Below are 21,993 nucleotides of genomic sequence, written 5' to 3'. Positions count from 1 at the left end.
GTTGCGGAAGGTCCTTTAATTTGGGTCGGCAGCGAGAATCGCCGTCCCGCCCGATCGAAGAGCGCTTTCAACCTCACTAGCGAAGCGTTCGATATCAGAATAGACACACAGGAAATCGGTCGAGACCCTGCGAGTTCGATCGTCGTCGGCCGCCAGTGACACTTGAACTCGCAAGGTCCCGCGTCGATCATCTGGACTTATGACAAGTGCCAGTAATGGCCCGTCCTCAAGCTCTTCTCCAATTGTCAGCGCGACGGGGATCGCAATCGGGAAATTAGCCAGCGCATCCAAGAATTTCCGCACTTGGCCTGTGAACACGACATACCCTGTCTCACCTGAAAAACCGCTAGCCGAAACCATGGCATCAAATTGTCCGAGGTCATCGCCTCCCTCGAACCAGAGGGTGAGTTTATTCTGGTCGGACATAAGCCAAGGCTAGCGGAAGCCATGGTCACTTTCCATCGGTTATCATCGTTCCGCGGTTATCAGACCACGCTTATCCTGAGGTCGGGACCGGGCGCCCTCATTACGGCGGCAACGCTCTAATGCGAATTGTTTGCATTAGCCGATCTGGCCTGCTAGCCGCGCCGCCATGTCGCTTCATTCCCTGCCGCTGGTGGCGCTCGCACTGCTCGTTCCGACCCTTGCCCAGGCGCAGACCCAGGATCCGAGCGCCAGTCCGGCGGCCGGGGAGCAGAAGCTGGAGGACCTTGACGACGAGATCGTCGTCACCGCCGCGCGCACCATCCTGCCGCCTTCTGCCCTCCCCCTGACGATCGACATCATCGACAAGCAGACGCTCGACCAGCAGATGGCGATTGCCGGTTCCACCGTCGATGCGGTCGCCCTGCTGACCCCGTCCTTCTCGCCCACCCGCCAGAAGCTGTCGGGATCGGGCGAGACGCTGCGCGGCCGCTCGCCGCTCTATGCGATCAACGGCATCCCGCAGACGACGCCGCTGCGCGACGGCAGCCGCGACGGCTTCACCATCGACGGCTTCTTCGTCGATCGGGTCGAGCTGATCTATGGCTCGAACGCGCTTCAGGGCGTCGGCGGCACCGGCGGCATCGTCAACCAGGTCACCGTCGGCGCGCCGCGCAAGGAAGGCCTGTCGGGCCGTATCCTGGTTCAGGGCACCGCCGACACCGGCTTCCATGACGACGGGCTTGGCGGCAAGCTGGGCGGGCTGCTCCAGTATCGCTCGGGCCGGTTCGATGCGACGATCGGCGGCGTCTATGAAAAGCGCGGCGCCTATTATGACGGCGACGGTCGCCGGATCGGAATCAACCTGACCCAGGGCGAGACCCAGGATTCACAGACGACCAACGGCTTCGCCCGGCTCGGCTATGCCGTTTCCGACACCGCCCGGCTCGACCTGATCGCCAGCCGCTACGAGATGAAGGGCGATGGCGACTATATCGCGCTGGCCGGCAATCGCCTGACCGGCGTCCCCACCTCGGCGATCCGCGGCGACGCCCCGGGCAAGCCCGCTGCCAGCCGGACCGAGAGCGTCGCGCTGACCTTCACCGACACCAATCTGGCGGGCGGCAATCTGATCGCCCAGATCTTCTTCAATCGCACCCACGACACGTTCGGTGGCGAGATAAACCCGATCGCGACCTTCCAGGATCCGGCGCTCGATCCCAGTTTCAAGCTGTTCGACCAGTCCGAGAACCGCTCGCGCAAGCTGGGCGCCAAGCTCAGCTACGAACGCGCCCTGCCCGGCTTCGAGGACCTGACCGCGACGATCGGCGTCGATGCGCTGACCGACAAGACCGAACAGCGGCTGATCGCCACCAACCGTGTCTGGGTGCCGCCCAGCAGCTTCCGCAGCATCGCCCCCTTCGCCCAGGCCAATCTCAAGTTGTTCGACGGCATGCTCCGCCTCGCCGGCGGTGCGCGGTACGAGAATGTCGAGATCCGCATCGACGATTATCGCACGCTCGCCTCGACCACCTTCGTCAATACGGACCCGTCCACCTATGGCGGCGTCGCGGTTTCGGGCGGCCGCCCCAGCTTCTCCGACCTGTTGCTCAACGGCGGCGTCATCATCGAGCCGGTCAAGGGCATCCGCGCCTATGCCAGCTATGCCGAGGGCTTCACCGTCCCCGACATCGGCCGCATCACCCGGTCGATCAACCGACCGGGCGTCGACCTCGACAATTTCCTCGATATCAGCCCGATCATCTCGAACAATCGCGAGATCGGATTCGAAGTGAAGCGCGGCCCGCTCGATGCCAGCGCAACCTATTTCTGGTCGTCCAGCGACAAGGGCCAGTTACTGATCGCCCGCCCCGACCGCATCTTCGACGTCCAGCGCCAGCGCGTCGAGATCAAGGGGCTCGAACTCAGCCTGCGCTTCGCACTCCCGGTCGAAGGGCTCCGCGTCGGGGTCGGCTATGCGCATCTCAAGGGCCGCTATGACAGCGACAGCGCCAATCCCGACGGGATCGTCGACACCGATCTTGACGGCGTCAACATCTCGCCCGATCGCCTGAACCTGTCGGCCAGCTATGCCCGCGGGCGGCTCGCGGCGCTGGTCCAGACCAATTTCTATCTGGCGCGCAGCTTCCACGGAAAGGCCAACCCCGATCCACGCAACGATTTCGGCGGCTATACGCTGACCGACGCCAGCATCCGCTATGATATCGGCTTCGGCGCGCTGTCGCTGAGCGCGCTCAACCTCTTCGACAAATTCTATATCGATTACAGCAGCGATACCCGGCTCCCGACCGACAATTTCGCCTTTTTCGCCGGACGCGGGCGGACCCTGACGCTCGGCTGGGACTATCGGTTCTGACGATGCGGCTGCTCGATCTCCTCCATCGCTGGACCGGCGGGCTGCTCGGGCTGGTCCTTGCCATGCTCGGCCTGACCGGCGCGATCCTGGTCCACCGCTTCGCCTGGATCCGCCTGCCCCATGCCCAGGATCCGCTGGCCGGAGACGTCGAGACGATCGCAGCGGCGACGCGAAAGCTGATGGCCGAGGGCGGCGGCAAAGTGGACGGCATCATCTATGCCAACCCCGATTTCGGCCTGCACCTCTTGCGCACCGGCGAGGGCAGCGGCGCCTATGCGGATCAGGCCGGCAATCTGGTGGCCAGCTGGCACAGCCAGTGGGAGCGCCCCGAGCTGTGGATCTTCGATCTTCACCACCATCTGCTTGCCGGCGACACGGGCGAGACGGTGATCGGTATCGCCGGACTGGCAGCGATCTTCTTCGTCGTCTCGGGCGCGATCCTGTGGTGGCGCACGCGCCGGACCTTCAAGTTCAAGCTGTGGCCCGCGCGGATGAGCCGTCCCGCGATCGTGATGCATCACCGCGACCTGGGCATCGTCATGGCGCCCTTGCTGTTCCTGTCCGCGCTGACCGGCACGATGATGATCTTCAAGCCCGTCGCCAATCTGGTCACCGCGCCCTTCTCCTCGGCGGCCGAGGTGAAACAGTCGATGACGCCGCCCAAGCTGATCAGCGGACCGCTGAACCCAGATCTCGACCTGACCGCGCTGCTACGCACCGCCGCGCAGCGCTTCCCCGGTGCGGAGTTCCGTATCCTGTCGCTGCCGGCGAAGCCCGGTGCCCCGATCACGCTGCGGATGCGCCAGCAGGCCGAATGGCTGCCCAATGGCCGCACTACCCTGTGGTTCGACGCATCGACCGGACAGATGCTGGCCGCGCGCGACGCCCTCACGATGCCGATGGGTGCACAGGTCTTCAACACCGCCTATCCGCTTCACGCCGCCAAGGTCGGCGGCCTGGCCTATCGCCTTGTCATGACCCTTTCCGGCCTCGCCATGACGCTGCTGGGCAGCTTCGCGGTGTGGACCTTCTGGTTCAAGCGCCCGAAGAAGCGTCCTGCACGGCGGCCGACCGCCGTCATGGATCAGCAGGCTGCCGCCCGCTGATCCCGTGCGGAGGGGCCGACCTTAACCCGTCTGTCGCGTGCGCAGCCGCCGCCACCCCGCCTCACCGAGCAGCGCAGCCAGCATCGTCAGTCCGGTCAACGGCAGCGCAACTGCCAGGACCAGCATCGCCGCGGCCAGCCCGCGCTCGCGACGCGGGTCGCCGCGGGGCGGCTCGCGCAGTCGGCCGTCGCGGCGGCGCTTCCACCACATCACCGTGCCGGTGATGCCCAGCACCCAGATGGCGATGCAACCGAACAGCATCAGCAGACGGTTGAGTTCGCCATATTCCTGGCCCTGATGGACGGCGATGCCCCATTCGATCGCGTTCGCGCCCGCGCCGAAGTCGGCCCGGCGGGCATCCTGGATCACCGCGCCGGTCGCGGCATCGAGATAGACGGCATGCGCCTCCTCGGCGCGCGTGGCGAGGTGCGACACCAGATAGGGCGCACCGGGGCGAGCCGGCAGCGTCATCGTCCAGGGCGCGGTCATGCCGACCCACTGCGCGCGCGACGCGATCAGGTCCGGAGTGACCGCCACCGGCCCCGAGGATTGCGGCACCGGCGCCGACTGCATCGACCAGGGCAAGGTCGCCTTGCCGCCATGCCCCTCATGGCCCTCATGCTCGTCATGCACTGCCGCCTTCGGCCCCGGTCGCTCGGGCCGGCCAAGCCCCTGCGCGGCGACCCATTGGTTCAGCTTGGCGCCGGCGAACACCGTCCAGGGCATTCCGGTGACGGCCAGGAACAGGACGACCGCCGCCGCGAGGATCCCGATTGAGCCATGAAGGTCGCGCCAGAACAGCCGGCTGCGCGGCCGGCCGCGGAGCCCGATCGCCGGCGATCCTCCGCGCGGCCACCACAGGATCAGCCCGGTGATCACCAGCATGATCGCCCATCCCGCGACGATCTCGACCAGCGCATTCCCCACCGGACCGGTGATCGCCAGGCTGTGCAGTTCCTTGATCGTCGCCATGATCCCGCCGCCTGCCGCGGTGCCGAGCAGCACCCCGCGATAGGGATCGACGAACCCCAGTCGCTTCGATCCATCAGGCATCTGCAGCGTGACGCGCCAGCTTTCGTCAGCCCCCGCGGGCCGCGTCACCTGGGTGACGCGACCGCCCGAGGTCCGCTCCGCCGCCGCGATCAGGGCAGTGACCGGCCTGGCCGGAACCGACGCCTCGACCTGACTCCAGCTGCGATAGACCTGCCGCTCGATCTCGGGCTTGTAGAGATACAGGCCGCCGGTCACGGCCAGCCACAACATGACCGGCAGGACGACGATCCCGGCATAGAAATGCCAGCGCCAGGCGGTGCGATAGAGGTTACCCATCTTCAGAACCTCGCACGCAGCCCGCCATAAACGGCGCGGCGCTCAACGGGATAGAAGGCAACAGTTTCCGCGCTGGATTGCACGACGGCGGAAATATCGCCGATCGCGCGCTTGCCGGTCAGGTTGCGCGCGTCGAGGAACAGCGACACCTTGCCCAGATCGGCTTCGGCACCCAGCCCCAGCAACGCGTAACCGGGCACCTTCACCGTATTGCGGTAATCCGCCCACGCGCCCTGCGGCACCCACTCCACCCGCGGGGTCACGGCGAAACGCGCGGTGCCGAGCCTCAGTTCGCCACGCCACAGATGCTCCGGGACGACCGGCAACCGGTTGTCGCGATACTGGGCGTCGTCGCGGAAGCGGAAGTCGCTGTAGAGATAGACCTGCCGCAGCGTGGCCCATGGCGTCAGCGCCAGCGCGAGACTTGCCTCGACGCCCTGATGCCGGGTCCGATCGGCATTGAAGGTCGCGGCGGGAATGGTCGGAGCGGTCGTGAACTGCAGCATCTCGCCCGTCAGGTCGGCGCGGTACAGGCTGAGATCCCAGCGCGCGATCCCGCGCGCGCCGCGCGTGCCGATTTCGATCGTCCAGGCGCGTTGCGGATCGAGCGGGACGAAGCCCGCCAGCGGCGCCTGGACGAGTTCGCCAAAGCCGGGGAATTCTGCCGAGCGGCTGTAATTGGCATAGACCTCCGCGCCTGCCAGCGGCGTCCACGACAGGCCGAGCTTGGGGGAGAAGGCATCATAGCTTTGGCGCGCGCTGTTGGTGGGAACCCGAACATTGTCGATATCCCGCGTCGCGTTCGATTGAACCGCGCCGCCGATCAGGGTCAGGCCCGCGATCGGGGTAATGCGCAACTCGCCATAGCTGTTGATCGTCTGCGCCCGCTGCCACACCTCCGCGGTCGGAGCTCCGCGCCTGCCGCCGACATTGACAAACTGGCGGGCATGGACGGTCCCGAACCGCGCCTGGGTGCCGACCACGATCTGGGTCGGCATTCCCGCGAGCTGCCCGGACCAGTCATAGCTGGCGAAGATGCCGCGATCGTCCGACTTCTGGTCGATCACCTGAAAGATCGGGTGAAACAGCTGCTTGGTATTCCAATAGGCGCCGAACGTGACCCTCCCCGCGCCGAGGTCGACGACGGTCCGGTTCTGCAGCCGGATCGAATCGATGTCGCGCGCCTGATCGCCGGCACTATTGGCGGGCAGCGATTGCGCGGGATTGGTCAGCGCCTGAGACAATGTCAGCGAGCCCGGCAGCTCCTGCCGGATATGGTTGATCGAGGCGTAGAAACGCGTCTCGATCCCCTCGCCCAGCCGCAGCCCGGCATTGCCGTTGAAGCGCAGCGCGAACCGCTCCGCATGGTCGCGGTCACCGTCGGAACGGTCGAGCGTCACCGCGGCAAAGGCATCGCCCGCCCACTGCGACACACCATAGGCCAGCTTGCCGCGCACCGTGTCGAAGCTGCCGCCGTCCAGCCGCACCTCCAGCCCGCTGGCGCTGCGACCGGTCGGCGTCACGGCATTGATCGCGCCGCCCAGCGTCGATCCGCCGAAGCGCAGCGCGTTGCCACCGCGATAGACCTCGATCCGCTCGAAGACCTGCGGGTCCAGCTCCTGGAAATCGCCATTGTCGTCGGCAAGGTTGATCGGGATGCCGTCCTGCAGCAGCGTCAGCCCGCGCATGTGGAACCCGCGGCTGATGCCCGATCCGCGGATCGAGATGCGGACCTCCTGCCCGAAGCGCGGCTGGGCATAGATGCCGGGCGAGAAGGCGAGCGCGTCGCGCAGCGATACGGCGACCTTGTTCTCGAACTCCTCGGCCGGGACGATGTCCGATCCGCCGGGCGGCAGGTCGATCGGCACCCGTTCGCCGAGAACGATGATGTTGGGATCCGCCTGCACCTGGGCAAGGGCGAAGGAAGGAATGCCGCAGGCCAGCCCCGCGAGCAGCAACGCACGAAGTTTCATTGATGTACCACCTCTGATGCGCGCCGGCGCAGGGGCGCCGCACACGCAGGATCACGACCCGGGCACCTGCCGGGTATCGGAATTCAGAGGATGGCGGGTGGTCCGGTCGAGGGCGGTGGCGGAGCGGCCAGGCCTCTGCCGATGGAGACGGCCGACAGGCGCGAGCGGGTGTCGGCGATCGCCGCCGCGACGGGGGCCACGACCGCAGGCACGTCGCTGCCCAGCATCGCCTGGGCCATGCCGGCGAAGGCGCAATGCTCGGCCGTGTTCGACTCGCCCGGCTTCTCCTTGTGAATGCGGCCTTCGCCATCGACCCATGCGGTCGAGACCATGCCGCCGGTACACAGGGTCACGGCGAAGGCGCCGCTGGTCGCGGGCATCCAGCCGGCCGGGATCATCGCGCGCACCGTCAGCGCCAGCGCGATCAGGGTGATCGCGATCGGGGTGCGAAGAAAGGCGCGTGTGCCGGTCACGCCGCCGCGCTAGGCGCTTCGCCGGGCGCTGTCCACCTCTCGACTTGCGACCCCCGCAATCCTATTTTCGGGTCATGGCAACCGAACTCTATGATCTGACGATCCCGGCCTTCCTCCGCGGATTCGACGCGCTTTCCAACCTTCTGGAGAAGGCGCGTGCCCATGCCGATGGCTGCAACATCCCCCATGAGCGGCTGCTGGAAGCGCGCCTCTACGAGGACATGGGCCCGCTGACCTCGCAGGTGCAGCGCGCCAGCGATGCGGCGAAGTTCACCGCGGTACGGCTGGGCCAGATCGACAATGTCGTGATGCCCGACGAGGAAAAGAGCTTCGACGAACTCCAGGCGCGGATCGCGAGGACGGTCGAGTTTCTGCGCTCGGTCGATCCGGCCGCGATCAATGGGCGCGAGGATGCCGATGTCGAGCTGAAGACCGCCAAGAAAAGCTTCGCCTTCAAGGGCCGCGCCTATGCGCTCGAATTCGCCCTTCCCAATTTCTACTTCCACCTGACCACCGCCTACGCGATCCTGCGCATGAAGGGCGTGCCGGTCGGCAAGATGGATTATCTCGGCGGACTCTGACCCCTCGCGACGGGGCCGCAAAAAAAATTCGTCGAGGCTGTCGAATCCGCCAGCGCTCGCTCGTCGTCAGATCGGGAACACGGCAATCGTTGTTCCGCAGCAAGGAGATCGAAGATGCGCGTGATGGTATTCGTCAAGGCGACCGAGGATAGCGAAGCGGGTCGCATGCCCACCCCCGAGTTGCTCGAGGCGATGACCAGCTTCAACGAGGAACTGGTCAAGGCCGGCATCATGCTGGGCGGAGACGGGCTGAAGCCCTCGTCCTTCGGCAAGCGGGTGGCATTCGACGGCCCCGGCCGCACCGTGATCGACGGCCCCTTTGCCGAGACCCGCGAGCTGGTCGCCGGCTACTGGCTTTGGGAGGTCAAGGACATGGACGAGGCGGTCGAGTGGGTGAAGCGCTGCCCCAACCCGATGTTCGGCCCCAGCGAGATCGAGATCCGCCCCTTCTACGAGATGGAGGATTTCGCCGAAGTGCTGACGCCCGACATCGTCGAGCGCGAGGCAAAGCTGCGCGACGAAACCGGTAACTGAGCGATCCTGGCGGCCGCCGCTTGTCCTCGCCGCGTGAAGGCGACAGACAGGCGGCGTGGCGGCGAGCGATAGTCATCGAGCGATCGAGACGGTGTTCCGGATCGAACAGGCGCGGCTGATCGCCGGCCTGGCGCGGATGCTGCGCGACATCGGCCGGGCGGAGGAGCTGGCGCAGGATGCGCTGGTGATCGCCCTGTCAGAATGGCCGAGGACGGGCATTCCCGACCGCCCCGGCGCCTGGCTGATGGCAACCGCAAAGCGCCGCGCGATCGACGATCTGCGCCGCGCCCGGATGATCGAGCGCAAGCATGCCGAGATCGGGCACGATCAGGGGAGCGATCGCACGACCGACGTCGAGGCGATCGAGGCGGCGATGGACGACGATATCGGCGACGAGCTGCTCGGCCTGATCTTCACTGCCTGTCACCCGGTCGTGCCGACCGACGCGCGGATCGCGCTCACGCTGCGCCTGATCGGCGGCCTGACCGTCGAGGAGATCGCCCGCGCATTCCTGGCCACCGAGCCGACCATCGCGCAGCGGATCGTGCGCGCCAAGAAGACGATCGCCGCCGCCGGGCTGGCGTTCGAGGTTCCGCACGGGCCGGAGCGCGGCGCGCGGCTCGTCTCGGTGCTGGAGGTCGTCTATCTGATCTTCAACGAGGGCTATGCCGCGACCAGCGGCGACGACCTGGTCCGCCCCGCGCTCTGCGCCGAGGCACAGCGGCTCGGGCGGCTCCTCGCCGGCCTCGCGCCCGATGAGCCCGAGGTCCACGGCCTTTTGGCGCTGATGGAAATCCAGGCGTCGCGCCTCGCTGCCAGGAGCGCCCCGGACGGCAGCTTCGTGCCGATCACCGAGCAGGATCGCGGGCGCTGGGACCGGCTGCTGATCCAGCGCGGTCTTGCTGCCCTCGCCCGGGTCAAGGCGCTGGGCGGCGCGGACGGTCCCTATGCGCTTCAGGCAGCGATCGCCGCCTGTCACGCACGCGCGGCCACCGCCGAGGCTACCGACTGGCACCGCATCGCCGGCCTCTACGACCGGCTGCGGCAGGTGATGCCCTCGCCGATCGTCGACCTCAATCGCGCCGTCGCACACAACATGGCGTTCGGTCCCGAGGCGGGGCTGGCGCTGATGGACGCGCTGGCCGAGGCGGAGGCGCTGCGGGGATATGCGCCGCTGCCCGCGGCCCGCGGCGACTTGCTGTTCCGCGCCGGCCGCCTGGCCGAGGCGCGCGAGGCCTTCCACGCCGCCGCGGCGCTCACCCGCAATGCCCGCGAGCGCGCGTTCCTGCTCGCGCGGGCCGAGGCCTGCGGCTAGGGTTCAGCCCATCTCGACGATGCGATTGCCCAGCCGCTCGGCCTCGCCGCGATCATGCGTCACCATCAGGATCGGCAGCTTCACCTCGTCACGCAGCCGCTCGATCACCGTCATGATCTCCTCACGCCTGGCGCGGTCAAGCGATGACAGTGGCTCGTCGAGCAACAGAAAGGCGGGGTCTGACAGCAAAGCCCGCCCGATCGCCACCCGCCGCGCCTCGCCGCCCGACAGGCTGCGCGGCCAGCGGTCGACCAGCGGCGCGATGCCGAGAAAGGCGATCACCTCGTCCACGCCCAGCCCCCCGGCATCCTCGCGCCGTCCGTAGAGCAGATTGGCGCGAACCCGCAGGTGCGGAAACAGCCGCGCCTCCTGGAACACATAACCCACCCTTCGGCGCGCGACCGGTACGTCTGTTGTACGATCGTACAAGATCGTGCCGCCCACCCGGATATGGCCGTCATCCGGGGTCAGCAGCCCCGCCACCATGTTGAGGACACTGGTCTTGCCGGCACCCGACGGGCCGAACAGCACGGTCAGCCCCTCGCCCGGCTCGATCCGGCAGCGGACCTCGGTGTCGCCGAGCCGCTTGGTCACCTCGACGTCAAAGGACATGCATCCGCCTCCCCGCGCGGCGGGCGATCAGTTCGGAGGCGACGAGCGCGGCGAGCGAGAGCAGGACCGAGATGATCGACAGCCGCAGCACCATCGCCTCGCCATCGGGCATCTGCAGCGCCGAATAGATCGCAAGCGGCAGCGTCTCGGTCTCGCCGGGGACGTTCGAAACGAAGGTGATCGTCGCGCCGAACTCGCCCAGTGCGCGCGCGAAGCCGAGCACGACCCCGGCGACGATCCCGGGCAGGCTGAGCGGCAGCGTGATCGTGCGGAACACCCGCCAGGGCGATGCGCCCAGCGTGCGCGCGGCGCTTTCCAGCCGCAGGTCGACCGCCTCGATCGACAGGCGCATCGCGCGGACCATCAGCGGCAGCGCCATGACCCCCGCGGCGATCGCGGCGCCGGTCCAGCGGAACAGCACGGTGACCCCGAACATCCGCTCGAGCAGGCCCCCGACCGGGCCCTCCGGCGCGAAGGCCAGCAGCAGCAGCCAGCCGGTCACGACCGGCGGCACGACCAGTGGCAGATGGACCAGTCCATCGAGCAGGACCCGCCCCGGAAAACGTGCACGTGCAAGTATCCAGGCGAGCGCAAAGGCCAACGGAAGCGTGAACAGGACTGCGGCAAGGCCCACCTGAAGCGACAGGAGGACGATGCCCCATTCGGCCGGGGTCAGCATGTCATCCGGTCGTGAAGCCGTGGCGCGCGAAGATCGCCCTGCCCTCGCGCGAAATCAGGAAGCGGCGAAACCCCTCGGCCTCGGCATGGGTCGATCGCTTCAGCCGGGCGATCGGGTAGCGGATCGGCGGATGACTGTCGGCGGGGAAGACCCCCGCGATCCGCACCCGGCGCGAGGCACGGGCGTCGGTGGCATAGACCACGCCGTACCGGGCGGCGCCGCGCTCGACCAACGCGAGGGCGGCGCGGACATTCTCGGCGCGGACCACGCGCGGTGCCAGACGCGGCCACAGGCCCAGCCGCTCGAACGCAGCCTTGCCATAGCGTCCGGCCGGGACCGATGCGGGATCGGCCATCGCCAGCCGGCCGGTGCCGAGCAACGCCGGCAGCGGCGAACCGCGCTGGAGCGGGACGGCGCGACCGTCGCGGACGTGGGCGACGAGCACCAGCCGGTTGCCGAGGAAATCGACGCGGCTGCCCGGGACGAGCAGCCCGCGGCGCTGGAGATCGTCCATCCAGGCCTCGTCCGCGGACACGAACAGGTCGGCCGGAGCACCGGCCGCCGCCTGGCGCGCGAGTGCCGAGGACGCGGCGAAGGAAATCACCGGCCGGGCATGCCCCTTGCGCGCCCAGACGTCCGCCGCCTCGGTCATCGATTCCTGGAGGCTGGCGGCGGCCAGCACGATCGGCGCACCGCCGCCCCTGCCCTGCGCCATCAGCGGTGCAGCCGCCGGCACCAGAAGCAGCAGGCCGAGCGTCAGGACGATCAGCAATCGGAGGAGCGGGCGGAGCATGCGCCGGGTTTAGCGGATCGGGGCCGGCTGTCGAGCAGCACTGCGCCCATCGTGGGCTTGCCTTCGCATCCCGCATGGCGCAGCCTCGGTCCGCAAGGATGTGGAGGAGGGGAACTCATGCATCACTCGAACAGTGCCGCAATCCTGGCACCGGTCGTCGTGCTCGTCGGCTGGACGCTGATCATGCTGGTATGGACGCTCGCGGTTCGACTGCCCGCGCTGAAAAAGGCGGGGATCGACATGTCCAGAGTCTATGGCACCCGACCCAATCAGCTTGACGGCCTGCTTCCCGAAAAGGCGCAGTGGCCGGTGCACAACTATATGCACCTGGTCGAGCAACCGACCCTGTTCTACGCGATCGCACTCACCCTGGCGTTCACGCATGCCGGCGGCGGGTGGAACCCCTGGCTCGCCTGGGCCTATGTCGGCCTGCGCATCGTGCACAGCCTGGTCCAGGCGACGATCAACCGGGTCGCGATCCGCTTCCTGCTGTTCCTGCTGTCGACGCTGGTGCTGATGGCGCTGACGCTGAAGGCCGGGATCGCGATCTGGTGGCTCGGGGGATGGTGAAGCGCCCCCCGCTCCGCCCGTTTATTTGCGGCGATAGAAGCCGGTGAAGCTGACGTTCAGGCCGCCGCACTGGTTGTTGTCGCGCGCGATCAGATAGGGACCGCGACGGACCATGCGGATGCTGCACGAATCTTCGTCGCTGGCATTGTAGGGAAGCGTCTTGTCGTCACCCTCGGTGAAGGCGACCACCCCGCCGACCGGGCGCGCGGTGCCCTTGATCTCGCCGAGATGAACCGCGCCATTTTCGCGCCGCCATTTGTCGCCCATGCCCCAGGTCGCGTCGCCGGAGATCTGCAGCATGCCGCCGCCCGCCGCCTTGATCGTGATGTCCTGTTCGGGCGCGGACCAATGGCCGACCCAGTCGTTCGGCTGCTGTTCGGAGGCGGGCAACGGGGCGAGAGCGGCGGCGGGGAACCAGCCGATCGTGGTGCTGCCGCGCGCGTTCACAAAGCCGGCGCAAACGAACGCGCCCTCGCGTTTGCCGGTCACGACCACGTCGCCGGGAACCAGATAGGCCTTGTCCTGACATGCCGCGCCGGCCGCGGGGCATTGCGCCTTGAAGACGCGGTCGATCACGAAATTGACGCGCGGCTTGCCCGGGGTGACCTTCGCAACCTGGACGTCATCACCATTCACATCGAGCCATCCGCATCCTGCTGAGGCAACCGATGGCCAGGCGATGCACAGGGCCAGCGCAGCACCGAAACCGGCCCTGCTACGCGGATCGAAACGCTTCATTCGGTGGTCCTCATTTTGGTGAGCGATAGGCGCCCAGGCGGATCGGCTTTCGAGGGTCGGCGCGGCGCACCGTCCTTCCATCGGAGACCAGCGCCTCCGCGTCGGGAGCGCTGCTGTCGTTCAGGCGCCAGCTCTCGTATATCTCGCTGCGCCAGAGAAAGGCGCGCTGGGCGCGATCGAAGCGGAACGTGATGAAATCGGTCCAGTGCTGGCCGCAGGCAACGCTGTTCTCGACCGTGAAGGACCGGCCGCTGACGGCGATGCTCCCCTGATCCTCGTCGAACGGGTCGCATTGCCCGCCCTCGTCCGCACGCAGCACGACATCGTCGTTGCGGTCGATCAGCACCGCCTTGCCCGCGGTCAGGCGATAGACGAGCAGCGGCCGCGCGGGTGCGGGGCTCACGCCCGCCTCCTGTCGGCGAACCGCGGCGACGATGCAGATCCGGGTCGGCGGATCGAAGCTGTCACTGCACGCGGCCGCGCGCACGATGTGGCCGGCAGGAAGCGCCGCAATCACGCTTTGCGGGACGGTCGGTGCGGGCTGAGCCGACGCGAGGGATGCACCGAAGATCGTGAGCAGTACCGAACCCGATATCGCCGATCGCTTCATATGCTGCACCCCTGTCGCCTCGAAGGTGCATAACCCCGAACGCGCGGCCGGGTTGCAGTCGATCAGGCGCGTGCGGGCTTCACCCGCCAATAGGTCGCATAGCGTTCGTGCGCGATCCGGTGATAGGGGATCAGCCGGACGGGCGTTCCGTCGGCTGCAGCGAGGGTGAATTCGAGCGGCCGGCCTGCCGGACGGATGCCCTGCGCCAGAGTCTGAGGGTCCCCCGCAAGCGTCGGCACGGCGAAGGGTTCGGCGTTATACTCGCCATATTTGCGCTCGTTGACGACGATGTCCGATCCCGGCGCCAGACCGTCCCGCCCGAAGGCGCCCGCGAGCACCAGCGGGCCATAGGTGAAGGCGGCGATGTCGGCGGCCGCAGGCGCTGTCTCCACCCCCGGCCGCATCTCCAGGCGAAGCTCGACGCGGTCGCCGTCGCGCCACTCGCGGTCGATCTCGAGAAAGTGCGCCGGGGTCGACGAGCGCAGCGCCTGCGCGCCGTTGACCAGCACCGTCGCGGTCCGGCTCCAGCCGGGATGGCGCAGCTTCAGCGTCATCCGGGTCGGCCGCTTCAGCGTCCAGCGCAGCCGGGTCGTCGGCTCGTCGGGGAAGCTCGTCTCCTGTCGCAGCACCGCGCCCTTTTCCGCCCAGCTGACCGACGAGGGGATGAACAAATTCACATAGATCGACGACGCGTCGTGGAAGTAAATCGAATCGCGATATTTGACATGGTTCTCCATGCCGGTGCCGGTGCAGCACCAGAAGCTGTCCTCGGGCGTGTGATAGAGCTTCATGTAGCCCGGCCGCGCGCCCTGGAAATAGGTCGCCATCCCGCTGTCCGGATCCTGCGAGGCGAGGATGCCGTTGTAGAGCGTGCGCTCGTAATAGTCGGCGTAGCCGGGCTGCGGATCGTGGAGGAACAGCGCCCGGGTCAGCTTCAGCATATTGTGCTGGCAGCAGGTTTCCGATCCCTTGGCCGAGAAGACGTGATCCCCGAGATCGGCCATCGCGAAGAAATGCTCGTTGTCGCCATGCCCGCCGGTCGCGAACGACCGGGTGCGCGCGACGGTGCGCCAGAAGAAGGCGGCGGCATCGCGATAGGGCGCCTCGCCCGTCGCCTCATAGACGCGCTGGAAGCCGACGATCTTGGGCACCTGGGTATTGGCGTGCAGCCCGTCGAGATGATCGCGCCCCCGCGCCAGCGGTTTCAGTATCGCCTGGTGCGAGAAGCGCCGCGCCAGCGTGCGATAGTCGGCGGTGCCGGTCATCAGATAGAGGTCGGCATAGATCTCGTTCATGCCGCCATGCTCGGTCTCGAGCATCGTCTCGAACTCGGCGTCGGACAACGGCCGGGTGGCGACCACGCCCCAGTCGGCGAGCCGCAGCAGCACCGCACGTGACGGCGCGCTGTCGGCGAGCAGCACGGCGTCGCGCAGCCCGGCATAAACCTTGTGCAGCGTGTACCAGGGGACGCCCGTGATCTTCTCGCCGCGCAGGTGCGCCGTGACCAGCGCCGCGCCCTTGGGGAAGGCGCAGACCAGTCCGCTGTTCGACGCCTTCTGGCACTCGGCCAGTTCGCCGGCGATATAGTCGATCCGCTGGCTATAGCGCGCGTCGCGCGTCGAGGCCCAGGCGAGCGCGCAGGCGGACAGATAATGACCGAGCGTGTGGCCATGGCAGTTGATGTCGGCCCAGGTCTCGACCGATTCCCAGCCGCCATAGACCGGCGCCTTGGGCTCGAGCCCCGCATTGACCCGGAAATTGTGCAGCATCCGGTCGGGTTCGAGCCGCATCAGATAGGCTTCGGTCATCCGCTGGGCATGGAGGAACGGCCCCTCGCTCAGCGTGACATCGGACATATCGAAGGGTTGGAGCCTGGCAACCGGCCGCGCTGCGTCCTGCGCATCCTCCGAAGCCATAGGCGGCATCGGCAACGCAGCGCCGCATCCCGCCGCCAGAGCACCGGTAGCCGCAGCGCTCAGGAACTCGCGGCGCGAATGGCCTTTCATGCTGCACCCGGTCATCGCCATCCCCTCCGCAAGTCTTGTATTTGTCGGACTATAGCGCCGCGACTCGATGAGGCAAATCGCTGCGACGCGCGTTGTCGCGGCATGGCGCATCGCAAACCGAACCTCCCGACGAAGCTCTGCGTCGCCTGCCAGCGCCCCTTCGCCTGGCGGAAGAAATGGGAACGCGACTGGGACGCGGTGAAATATTGCTCGGACCGCTGCCGGTCGTCGGGTGCGCCACGCGCGCAGTGAGATCGACCGGCACGCACGAGATCGGGCGCACATGACGAAGCCAAGTCGCCATTGATGCGTTTGCCTGGGGACGGTCGAAAAACGAGGGGATGCCGATGATCACCGCTGTTGCAACCTTGCTCCTGACGGCGTCGGCGGTCCCACCTGACCAACCGCGCTGCTCCTCCTTCGCCACCCTGTCGGCGGCGGATCAGAAGCAATATCGCTCCCGCTACCGCTTCCGCGTGCGCACCAAAGGCAAGGCCGTGGCCGAAGAATGGGTTCGTACGCAGGTGTGCCCAGAGGCCCGCGCGGCCATCCGCAACAAGCGACGCGGACAGCCGACCGACAAGCAAGGCCGCCCGTGCAGGAAGACCCGGACCGAGACGCGACCCGTCTCGAGCGGCGGGAGCATGACCATGATCCCCCGGCAGGTTTGCGTTCGATGATTGCCGGCTAGCGCGTCACGAGCAGAACCTGCATTAGAACAGCCGCCGCAGCGACAGCGTCACCGTGCGCCCGACCGGCTCCATATAATCGCGCTGGAATCGGTTGGGGACCAGGCCATTGCCGTCGGTCACGCGCTGGCGCGCATCGGTCGCGTTGTCGATGTCGAGGCCGAGACGCAGTTTGCGCGCCCATTTCTGGTCCTTCAGCACCTCGCCCAGCCCGACATAGGCGCCCAGGTTCAGCTTGAAGAGCGAGGCGAAGCGCAGATTGCCTGCGGGATCGTCGCTGAGGATTCGGTTGGGCGCCTGGTACCAGGCGTTGAAGGTCAGCCCCATGCCGCGGTGATTGATGCCGCCATAGGCATAGCCATAGAAGCGCGGCATCCCCCAGCCGCGCACCGTGTCGCCCGCCAGCAGGTCGAGCTCAGGCGTGCCAGGGCGCAGTTGCAGTCGGTCGCTGAATTTGAAGCTGGGGCCGATGCCGCCATAATAGGTCGAGGATCGCGGCGGCTTGCCCGGCGCCGGCGGCGCCTTGGCGAACTGCCCGGTGACGTTGACCGTCACGTTCAGCGTCCGCACCTCCTCGACGTCGAAATTGATCGGTTGATAGATGACCGAGGTCAGCCGATCGTTGGCGTCGCGGACGAACAGGTCGGGCAGGATCGCCTCGGTCTGCGGCGTGATCGCCTGGACGGTGCCGGTCTGGTCGCGGATCGTCGTCGCCTCATAGGTCGCGTTGATCCGCCATTCGCGCTTGGCGAAAGGCTTCAGCGAGACGGTGAACGAGCGGACGAGGCGGCGTTCCGCCAGCAAATCGGGATTGCCGCCGGTGACCAGCGTCGTGATCTCGGTGCGACCCGTGCCGAAATCGAAGACGGGCACGTTCGGCACGCGGGTGACCGGAGTCGATTGCTGGGCCATGTCGGGCGCGGTCGCGCTCCGGCGCAGCGCGGCGATGAACTGGACGCCCTTGAACGGCCCCCAGGACAGGCCGAGAACGCTGTCGTCCAGGCTGCCGAAGCCGCCGACATGGCGGACATTGAGCGACGCGTTGACCGACAGGTCGCCGACGGCCGACAGGACATTCTCGCGCCGCGAGGTGAGCGGTATGTCGACCGCCAACCCGCCCTCGACCCGGGTCCGGGCCAGCGAGAGGTCGGACGGCACCACCCCGCGCAGCGACGAGACCGCGCTGTCGCGCGAGACCTCGGCCGTGGCGGTGACGGTCACCTTGCCGGCGGGCAGCCGGATCGGGGCGTTTGTCGCCACCGCCTTCGCGCTGGTGGTCCGCGTCCGCTGGACGATCCGGTCGACCAACAAGGTTCGCAGTTCAGGCGACAATGGTGCGAACGGATCGGCACCGGCGGCAATCGCGTCGTTCGCGGCGGCCACGTCGAACCCGCGATCGACGACGGCGGCAGTCCGCTTCTGATCGAAATTGGCAGTGACGTCCCAGCGCCAGCCGGCGGTCGCACCGCGCAGCAGCGCGCCGGCACTGAGGTCGGTCACCTCCTGTGTCTGCCCCAGCGGCGCGGCCTCGATCAGGTAGCGATTGAGCACCACCGGACCGCCGAACGGCGAATAGGGATTGCCGGCGGGGATCGATAGCCGCACGCCCGCGGGACCCAGGAGCGAGCGGTCGCGGCTGTGCCCGGCGGACAGGCTGATCGATCCGGACAGGGTCTCACCGATACGATCGGCGATGACCGCCTCCGCCTTGATCGCCTCGGTACCGGGCGCGAGCGTGCGATAGGGGCTGGGATCGAACAGCCGCGGGCGATTGCCCGCCGCGGCATAGGCGGCCAGCGAATCGCGATCGGCGGATGCGACGGGCACCGGGGCAATGGTGACGGCCTGGCCGGCGGCGGCCGACAGCGCCGGGTCGATCTCGCCGGCACCGACGCCGGTAATGTTGCCGATCGCGTCGAACGGGACATCGGGATCGGGCAGGATCGAGCGATCGGTCTGGAGCAGCGCATCGACGCGGCGCACTTCGAGCCCCAGCGTGACGCGAGCACCGTGGTTGAGCCGGGTAAGCCCGATATTGGCCTTCTGCGTCGTCGTTCCGCCGCGGGTCGCGGTACCGGCACTCGCCTTCACCTCGAGCTGGCGGAAGCGCGCCTTGGTGATGAAGTTGACCAGGCGCCGGGTCGGCGGAAAGCCGAACTTCAGCGCTGCCTGTTCGGGCATGACCTCGACCTTCTCGATCGCCTCGGGCGGGAGCGAGGCAATCTCGGCATAGCCGGACACGCGCTGCGCGTTCAGCAGCAGGATCGGCTCGGCACCGTCGGCGCCCCGCGTCGACCCGCGGATCGCCTGGAGCAATTCGGGAATGGTCGTGGCCCCGGTCGCGGCAACCGCGGCGGCGTCGAACTCGGCCAGCGGTGGCAGGTCGGTCACCGCCGATCCGCGCTGGCCGATCACGACGATGTCCGACTGGGGCTGTCCGTCGTCCGACGGGTCCGGCGCGACCGGGCCCGGCCCGGGCGCATCCTGTGCCAGTGCCGGAGCAGCCAAACAGCAAAGCAGGCTCAGCGCCGAAGCGTTCGATGCCAGCTTAACGCACACTCGCCTTCGCAGGAGCCGCAACACCATCCCCCCACGTGACGCGTCGACCGCTGGATAGCGGGCACGCCCCGCTTTGGCGAGAGCAGATCGATCCGTTTCGCAACCGAAAGCCTCGCGGACGGTTGATGGAACATGGCCACCGTTCACGACCGCTCCCAGCCCGTCTCGGCGCCCAGCCGTGCGGCCCCGCTGATCTGCGCAATTGTCCAGATCCTCATTCCGCTCCTGCCGCTGGCCGGCATCGGCCAGCCGATCGGGGACCAGTCCGACGATGCCCGAACGCTGATCACGCCGGCCGGCTGGGCCTTCTCGATCTGGGGCGCGCTCTATGCCGGGACGCTGGTCTTCGCCGTGTATCAGGCACTTCCCGCGCGGCGCGATGACGCGCTGCTGAAATGGATCCGCTGGCCGGCAGCAGGCGCCTTCCTCGGCAACGGCCTGTGGGCGCTGTACACGCAGAGCCTGGGCCTCGGCGCGGCGTCGGTTGCGATCATCCTGTTCACCCTGCTGTGCCTGCTCGCCTGCTTCCGCGTCTTCGCGAAATGGCCGGTGCCCTTCACCGCCGGGGAACGGTGGTGCGCAGTCCTGCCGCTCAGCGCGCTGGCCAGCTGGCTGACGGTGGCGTCGACGGTCAACATCGCGGCATCGCTGCGCTTCTACGGGATCGAGGGCGGCAGCGATGCGCCGATGATCGCCGCCGGCGTATTGGTGGCAGCGGGTCTGATCGTGGCTGCGGCGCTGCTGTCGGCGCGCGGCAATCCGCCCTATGCGGTCGTGTTCCTGTGGGCATTGTCGGCGATCCATGCCGCCGGTGGCCAGGCCGATCCGGCCGTGGCGACCGGCGCGGCGATCGCAGCGGTGCTGGCGATCGCCGCCACGCTGATCGGCCTGCAGCGCGGCGGCTGGCGGCACTGGTCCGGCGCGGCGAAATAGAGACGGCGTCCGAAAAGCTCGACTGGCTCGCACAAAGGCGCAAAAGCACGAACTAAGGTCAGGAAATCAGGGATCTTCCCGCCCTAAACGCTTCAGGTGATCGCTGGTCCGAACCGGTCGAAGCGTTCGGCCCGAAGTCCGGACCAGCGATCATTGGCGGGCTAGTGCGCCGCGCTGGTATCGACCGGTCTGGCGGGGCGTGGTGTCAGCCAGATGATCATCGCCGCACCGGCAAAGATGAAGGCGGAGAGCAGGAAGACATGGTTGGTCGCCAGCGCCAGCGATTGCTGGTCGACCTGCTGGGCGATGGCGACCCGGATCTGGTCGAGCGACCAGCCCTGGGCAGTCATCGCCGCGACCGTGTCGTCGGTGTTCAGGCGCGAAACGATCTCGCTGCGGGCGACGACCGCATTGTCGCTCCAGATCGTCGCCGAGATCGACGTGCCGATCGCGCCCGCCATGGTCCGCATGAAGCTCATCACGCCCGCCGCCGACGCAGTCTCCTTCTCGTCCACCGCCGACAGTGCCAGCGTCGTCAGCGGAATGAAGAAGAAGGGCATGCCGAAGCCCTGGATCAGCTGCGGCATGGCCAGCGTCCAGAAATCGGCGCCCGAGGTCCAGCCGACGCGCAACAGCGAGGTGAAGCCGAGCCACAGGATACCGAAGCAGACCAAAGCCCGCGGGTCGACCCGGTTGGTCAGGCTGGCGACGATCGGCGCCATGATCACCGCGCCGACACCGGTGAACGCTGTGGCATAGCCGGCGTAGGTCGAGGTGTAGCCCAGGCTGGTCTGCAGCCATTGCGGGATGATCACCGCCGAGGCGAAAAAGGCGGCAAAGGCGAAGGACAGCGAGATCACCGCCACCGTAAAGCCCCGGTGGCGGAACACCCGGACATCGACGATCGGCTGATCGTCGGTGAATTCCCACACCAGGAACACGACGACGCCGATCGCGGCGATCAGGCCGAGCACGACCATGAACGGATCGCCGAACCAGTCATGCTCGCGACCCAGGTCGAGCAGCAGCTGAAGCGCGCCGATCCAGATGACCATCAGCACCAGCCCGCCGCGATCGACGCGCAGCCGCTCGGTCGGGGTCTCGGCCGTGCGCAGCAGGCGGAAGGCACCGAAGGCGCACAGCGCGGCGACGGGAATGTTGATGAAGAAGATCCAGTGCCACGACCAGCTGTCGCTGATCGTGCCGCCCAGGATCGGGCCGAGGATCGGCGCGACCACGGTCGTCATCGCCCACACGCCCATAGCCTGGGCGCGCTGTTCGGGCTTGAAGATCTTCATCAGCAGCGTCTGCGACAGCGGCATCAGCGGGCCGCCGCACAGCCCCTGGCCGATACGGCACGCGACCAGCATGCCGAGCGAGGTCGAGATGCCGCACAGGAACGAGAACAGGCCGAAGCCGATCATGCCGAAGGTAAAGGTGCGCACCACGCCGAAGCGCCCGGCGAGCCAGCCGGTCAGCGGCACGCAGATCGCCTCCGCCACCGCATAGGAGGTGATGATCCACGTCCCCTGGCTGGCGGAGATGCCGAGGCTGCCCGAGATATGGGCGACCGAGACGTTGGCGATGGTGGTGTCGAGCACCACCATGAAATTGGTGAGCGCCAGCACCGCCCCCGCAAGCAGGAGGCGCATGCCGGTCAGCGGCTGAACCGCCTCCGCTTTTGCGTTCATGG

At 67.6% G+C, this 21,993-nt stretch carries 20 protein-coding genes and 1 pseudogene; 9 read left to right on the top strand and 12 right to left on the bottom strand.

What is annotated here, in order from left to right; genetic code table 11:
• Positions 1-15: 15 nt before the first annotated feature.
• Entirely contained in the window at positions 16-426 is a 411-nt protein-coding gene (locus tag ACZ1H8_RS18295; RefSeq protein WP_465178640.1) for a hypothetical protein, read from the bottom strand.
• 166 nt (positions 427-592) lie between these two features.
• On the opposite strand from ACZ1H8_RS18295, the gene ACZ1H8_RS18290 reads away from it, so the two are divergent.
• Positions 593-2,800 (top strand): TonB-dependent receptor, encoded by a 2,208-nt coding sequence (locus ACZ1H8_RS18290; protein ID WP_465178639.1) that lies wholly within the window; start codon positions 593-595, stop codon positions 2,798-2,800.
• A 2-nt stretch (positions 2,801-2,802) separates the two neighbouring features.
• Positions 2,803-3,906 (top strand): PepSY-associated TM helix domain-containing protein, encoded by a 1,104-nt coding sequence (locus ACZ1H8_RS18285; protein ID WP_465178638.1) that lies wholly within the window; start codon positions 2,803-2,805, stop codon positions 3,904-3,906.
• Positions 3,907-3,927: 21 nt separating this feature from the next.
• Here the strand turns inward: ACZ1H8_RS18285 and ACZ1H8_RS18280 are convergent, their stop codons facing one another.
• From ACZ1H8_RS18280 to ACZ1H8_RS18270, 3 genes are all read right to left on the bottom strand, one after another.
• On the bottom strand, positions 3,928-5,235 hold the full coding sequence (locus ACZ1H8_RS18280) for a PepSY-associated TM helix domain-containing protein (RefSeq protein ID WP_465178637.1): 1,308 nt from the start codon (positions 5,233-5,235) through the stop codon (positions 3,928-3,930).
• A gap of 2 nt (positions 5,236-5,237) precedes the next feature.
• Positions 5,238-7,208, bottom strand: coding sequence for a TonB-dependent receptor family protein (locus ACZ1H8_RS18275; protein WP_465178636.1), 1,971 nt, complete (start codon positions 7,206-7,208; stop codon positions 5,238-5,240).
• Positions 7,209-7,291: 83 nt separating this feature from the next.
• Positions 7,292-7,681, bottom strand: coding sequence for a hypothetical protein (locus tag ACZ1H8_RS18270; protein ID WP_465178635.1), 390 nt, complete (start codon positions 7,679-7,681; stop codon positions 7,292-7,294).
• 74 nt (positions 7,682-7,755) lie between these two features.
• Here ACZ1H8_RS18270 and ACZ1H8_RS18265 point away from each other — a divergent pair, with 74 nt between their 5' ends.
• The 3 genes and pseudogenes from ACZ1H8_RS18265 (at position 7,756) to ACZ1H8_RS18255 (ending at position 10,111) form a co-directional block, all read left to right on the top strand.
• Entirely contained in the window at positions 7,756-8,262 is a 507-nt protein-coding gene (locus tag ACZ1H8_RS18265; protein ID WP_465178634.1) for a DUF1993 domain-containing protein, read from the top strand.
• Between the two features lie 114 nt (positions 8,263-8,376).
• A pseudogene (locus ACZ1H8_RS18260) lies at positions 8,377-8,727 on the top strand (YciI family protein); the annotation flags it as partial.
• A gap of 124 nt (positions 8,728-8,851) precedes the next feature.
• Complete coding sequence (locus tag ACZ1H8_RS18255) at positions 8,852-10,111, top strand: RNA polymerase sigma factor (RefSeq protein WP_465178633.1); 1,260 nt, start codon at positions 8,852-8,854, stop codon at positions 10,109-10,111.
• Positions 10,112-10,114: 3 nt separating this feature from the next.
• Here ACZ1H8_RS18255 and ACZ1H8_RS18250 read toward each other — a convergent pair whose 3' ends face one another.
• From ACZ1H8_RS18250 to modA, 3 genes are read right to left on the bottom strand one after another with little or no spacing between them, the layout of a single operon-like run.
• On the bottom strand, positions 10,115-10,723 hold the full coding sequence (locus ACZ1H8_RS18250; RefSeq protein ID WP_465178632.1) for an ATP-binding cassette domain-containing protein: 609 nt from the start codon (positions 10,721-10,723) through the stop codon (positions 10,115-10,117).
• Entirely contained in the window at positions 10,713-11,402 is a 690-nt protein-coding gene (gene modB, locus ACZ1H8_RS18245) for a molybdate ABC transporter permease subunit (protein WP_110156124.1), read from the bottom strand. Before modB ends, ACZ1H8_RS18250 begins: the two co-directional genes overlap by 11 nt.
• A gap of 1 nt (position 11,403) precedes the next feature.
• A complete protein-coding gene (modA, locus tag ACZ1H8_RS18240; RefSeq protein ID WP_465178631.1) occupies positions 11,404-12,195 on the bottom strand; it encodes a molybdate ABC transporter substrate-binding protein in 792 nt (263 codons plus the stop codon).
• Between the two features lie 117 nt (positions 12,196-12,312).
• Here modA and ACZ1H8_RS18235 point away from each other — a divergent pair, with 117 nt between their 5' ends.
• Complete coding sequence (locus ACZ1H8_RS18235) at positions 12,313-12,765, top strand: MAPEG family protein (protein ID WP_465178630.1); 453 nt, start codon at positions 12,313-12,315, stop codon at positions 12,763-12,765.
• Between the two features lie 21 nt (positions 12,766-12,786).
• Here the strand turns inward: ACZ1H8_RS18235 and ACZ1H8_RS18230 are convergent, their stop codons facing one another.
• The 3 genes from ACZ1H8_RS18230 to ACZ1H8_RS18220 form a co-directional block, all read right to left on the bottom strand.
• A complete protein-coding gene (locus ACZ1H8_RS18230; protein WP_465178629.1) occupies positions 12,787-13,503 on the bottom strand; it encodes a hypothetical protein in 717 nt (238 codons plus the stop codon).
• A gap of 10 nt (positions 13,504-13,513) precedes the next feature.
• Complete coding sequence (locus tag ACZ1H8_RS18225) at positions 13,514-14,113, bottom strand: hypothetical protein (protein ID WP_465178628.1); 600 nt, start codon at positions 14,111-14,113, stop codon at positions 13,514-13,516.
• A 62-nt stretch (positions 14,114-14,175) separates the two neighbouring features.
• On the bottom strand, positions 14,176-16,134 hold the full coding sequence (locus ACZ1H8_RS18220; protein ID WP_465178627.1) for a glycoside hydrolase family 127 protein: 1,959 nt from the start codon (positions 16,132-16,134) through the stop codon (positions 14,176-14,178).
• Positions 16,135-16,221: 87 nt separating this feature from the next.
• Here ACZ1H8_RS18220 and ACZ1H8_RS18215 point away from each other — a divergent pair, with 87 nt between their 5' ends.
• On the top strand, positions 16,222-16,371 hold the full coding sequence (locus tag ACZ1H8_RS18215) for a DUF2256 domain-containing protein (protein WP_465178626.1): 150 nt from the start codon (positions 16,222-16,224) through the stop codon (positions 16,369-16,371).
• Positions 16,372-16,466: 95 nt separating this feature from the next.
• Positions 16,467-16,799, top strand: coding sequence for a hypothetical protein (locus ACZ1H8_RS18210; protein ID WP_465178625.1), 333 nt, complete (start codon positions 16,467-16,469; stop codon positions 16,797-16,799).
• A 33-nt stretch (positions 16,800-16,832) separates the two neighbouring features.
• Here the strand turns inward: ACZ1H8_RS18210 and ACZ1H8_RS18205 are convergent, their stop codons facing one another.
• The gene (locus ACZ1H8_RS18205; protein WP_465178624.1) at positions 16,833-19,316 is read right to left on the bottom strand and encodes a TonB-dependent receptor; all 2,484 of its coding nucleotides are present in this window, start codon (positions 19,314-19,316) and stop codon (positions 16,833-16,835) included.
• A gap of 183 nt (positions 19,317-19,499) precedes the next feature.
• On the opposite strand from ACZ1H8_RS18205, the gene ACZ1H8_RS18200 reads away from it, so the two are divergent.
• On the top strand, positions 19,500-20,300 hold the full coding sequence (locus tag ACZ1H8_RS18200) for a hypothetical protein (RefSeq protein WP_465178623.1): 801 nt from the start codon (positions 19,500-19,502) through the stop codon (positions 20,298-20,300).
• Between the two features lie 161 nt (positions 20,301-20,461).
• Here ACZ1H8_RS18200 and ACZ1H8_RS18195 read toward each other — a convergent pair whose 3' ends face one another.
• Positions 20,462-21,991: a DHA2 family efflux MFS transporter permease subunit gene (locus ACZ1H8_RS18195; protein ID WP_465178622.1), complete on the bottom strand. Its 1,530-nt coding sequence runs from the start codon at positions 21,989-21,991 to the stop codon at positions 20,462-20,464.
• Positions 21,992-21,993 lie beyond the last annotated feature (2 nt).

Source organism: Sphingomonas sp. BL-S-25 (assembly GCF_055521555.1).
The sequence above is the reverse complement of the archived record's forward strand: the minus strand, read 5'-3'. Positions and strand labels throughout refer to the sequence as shown.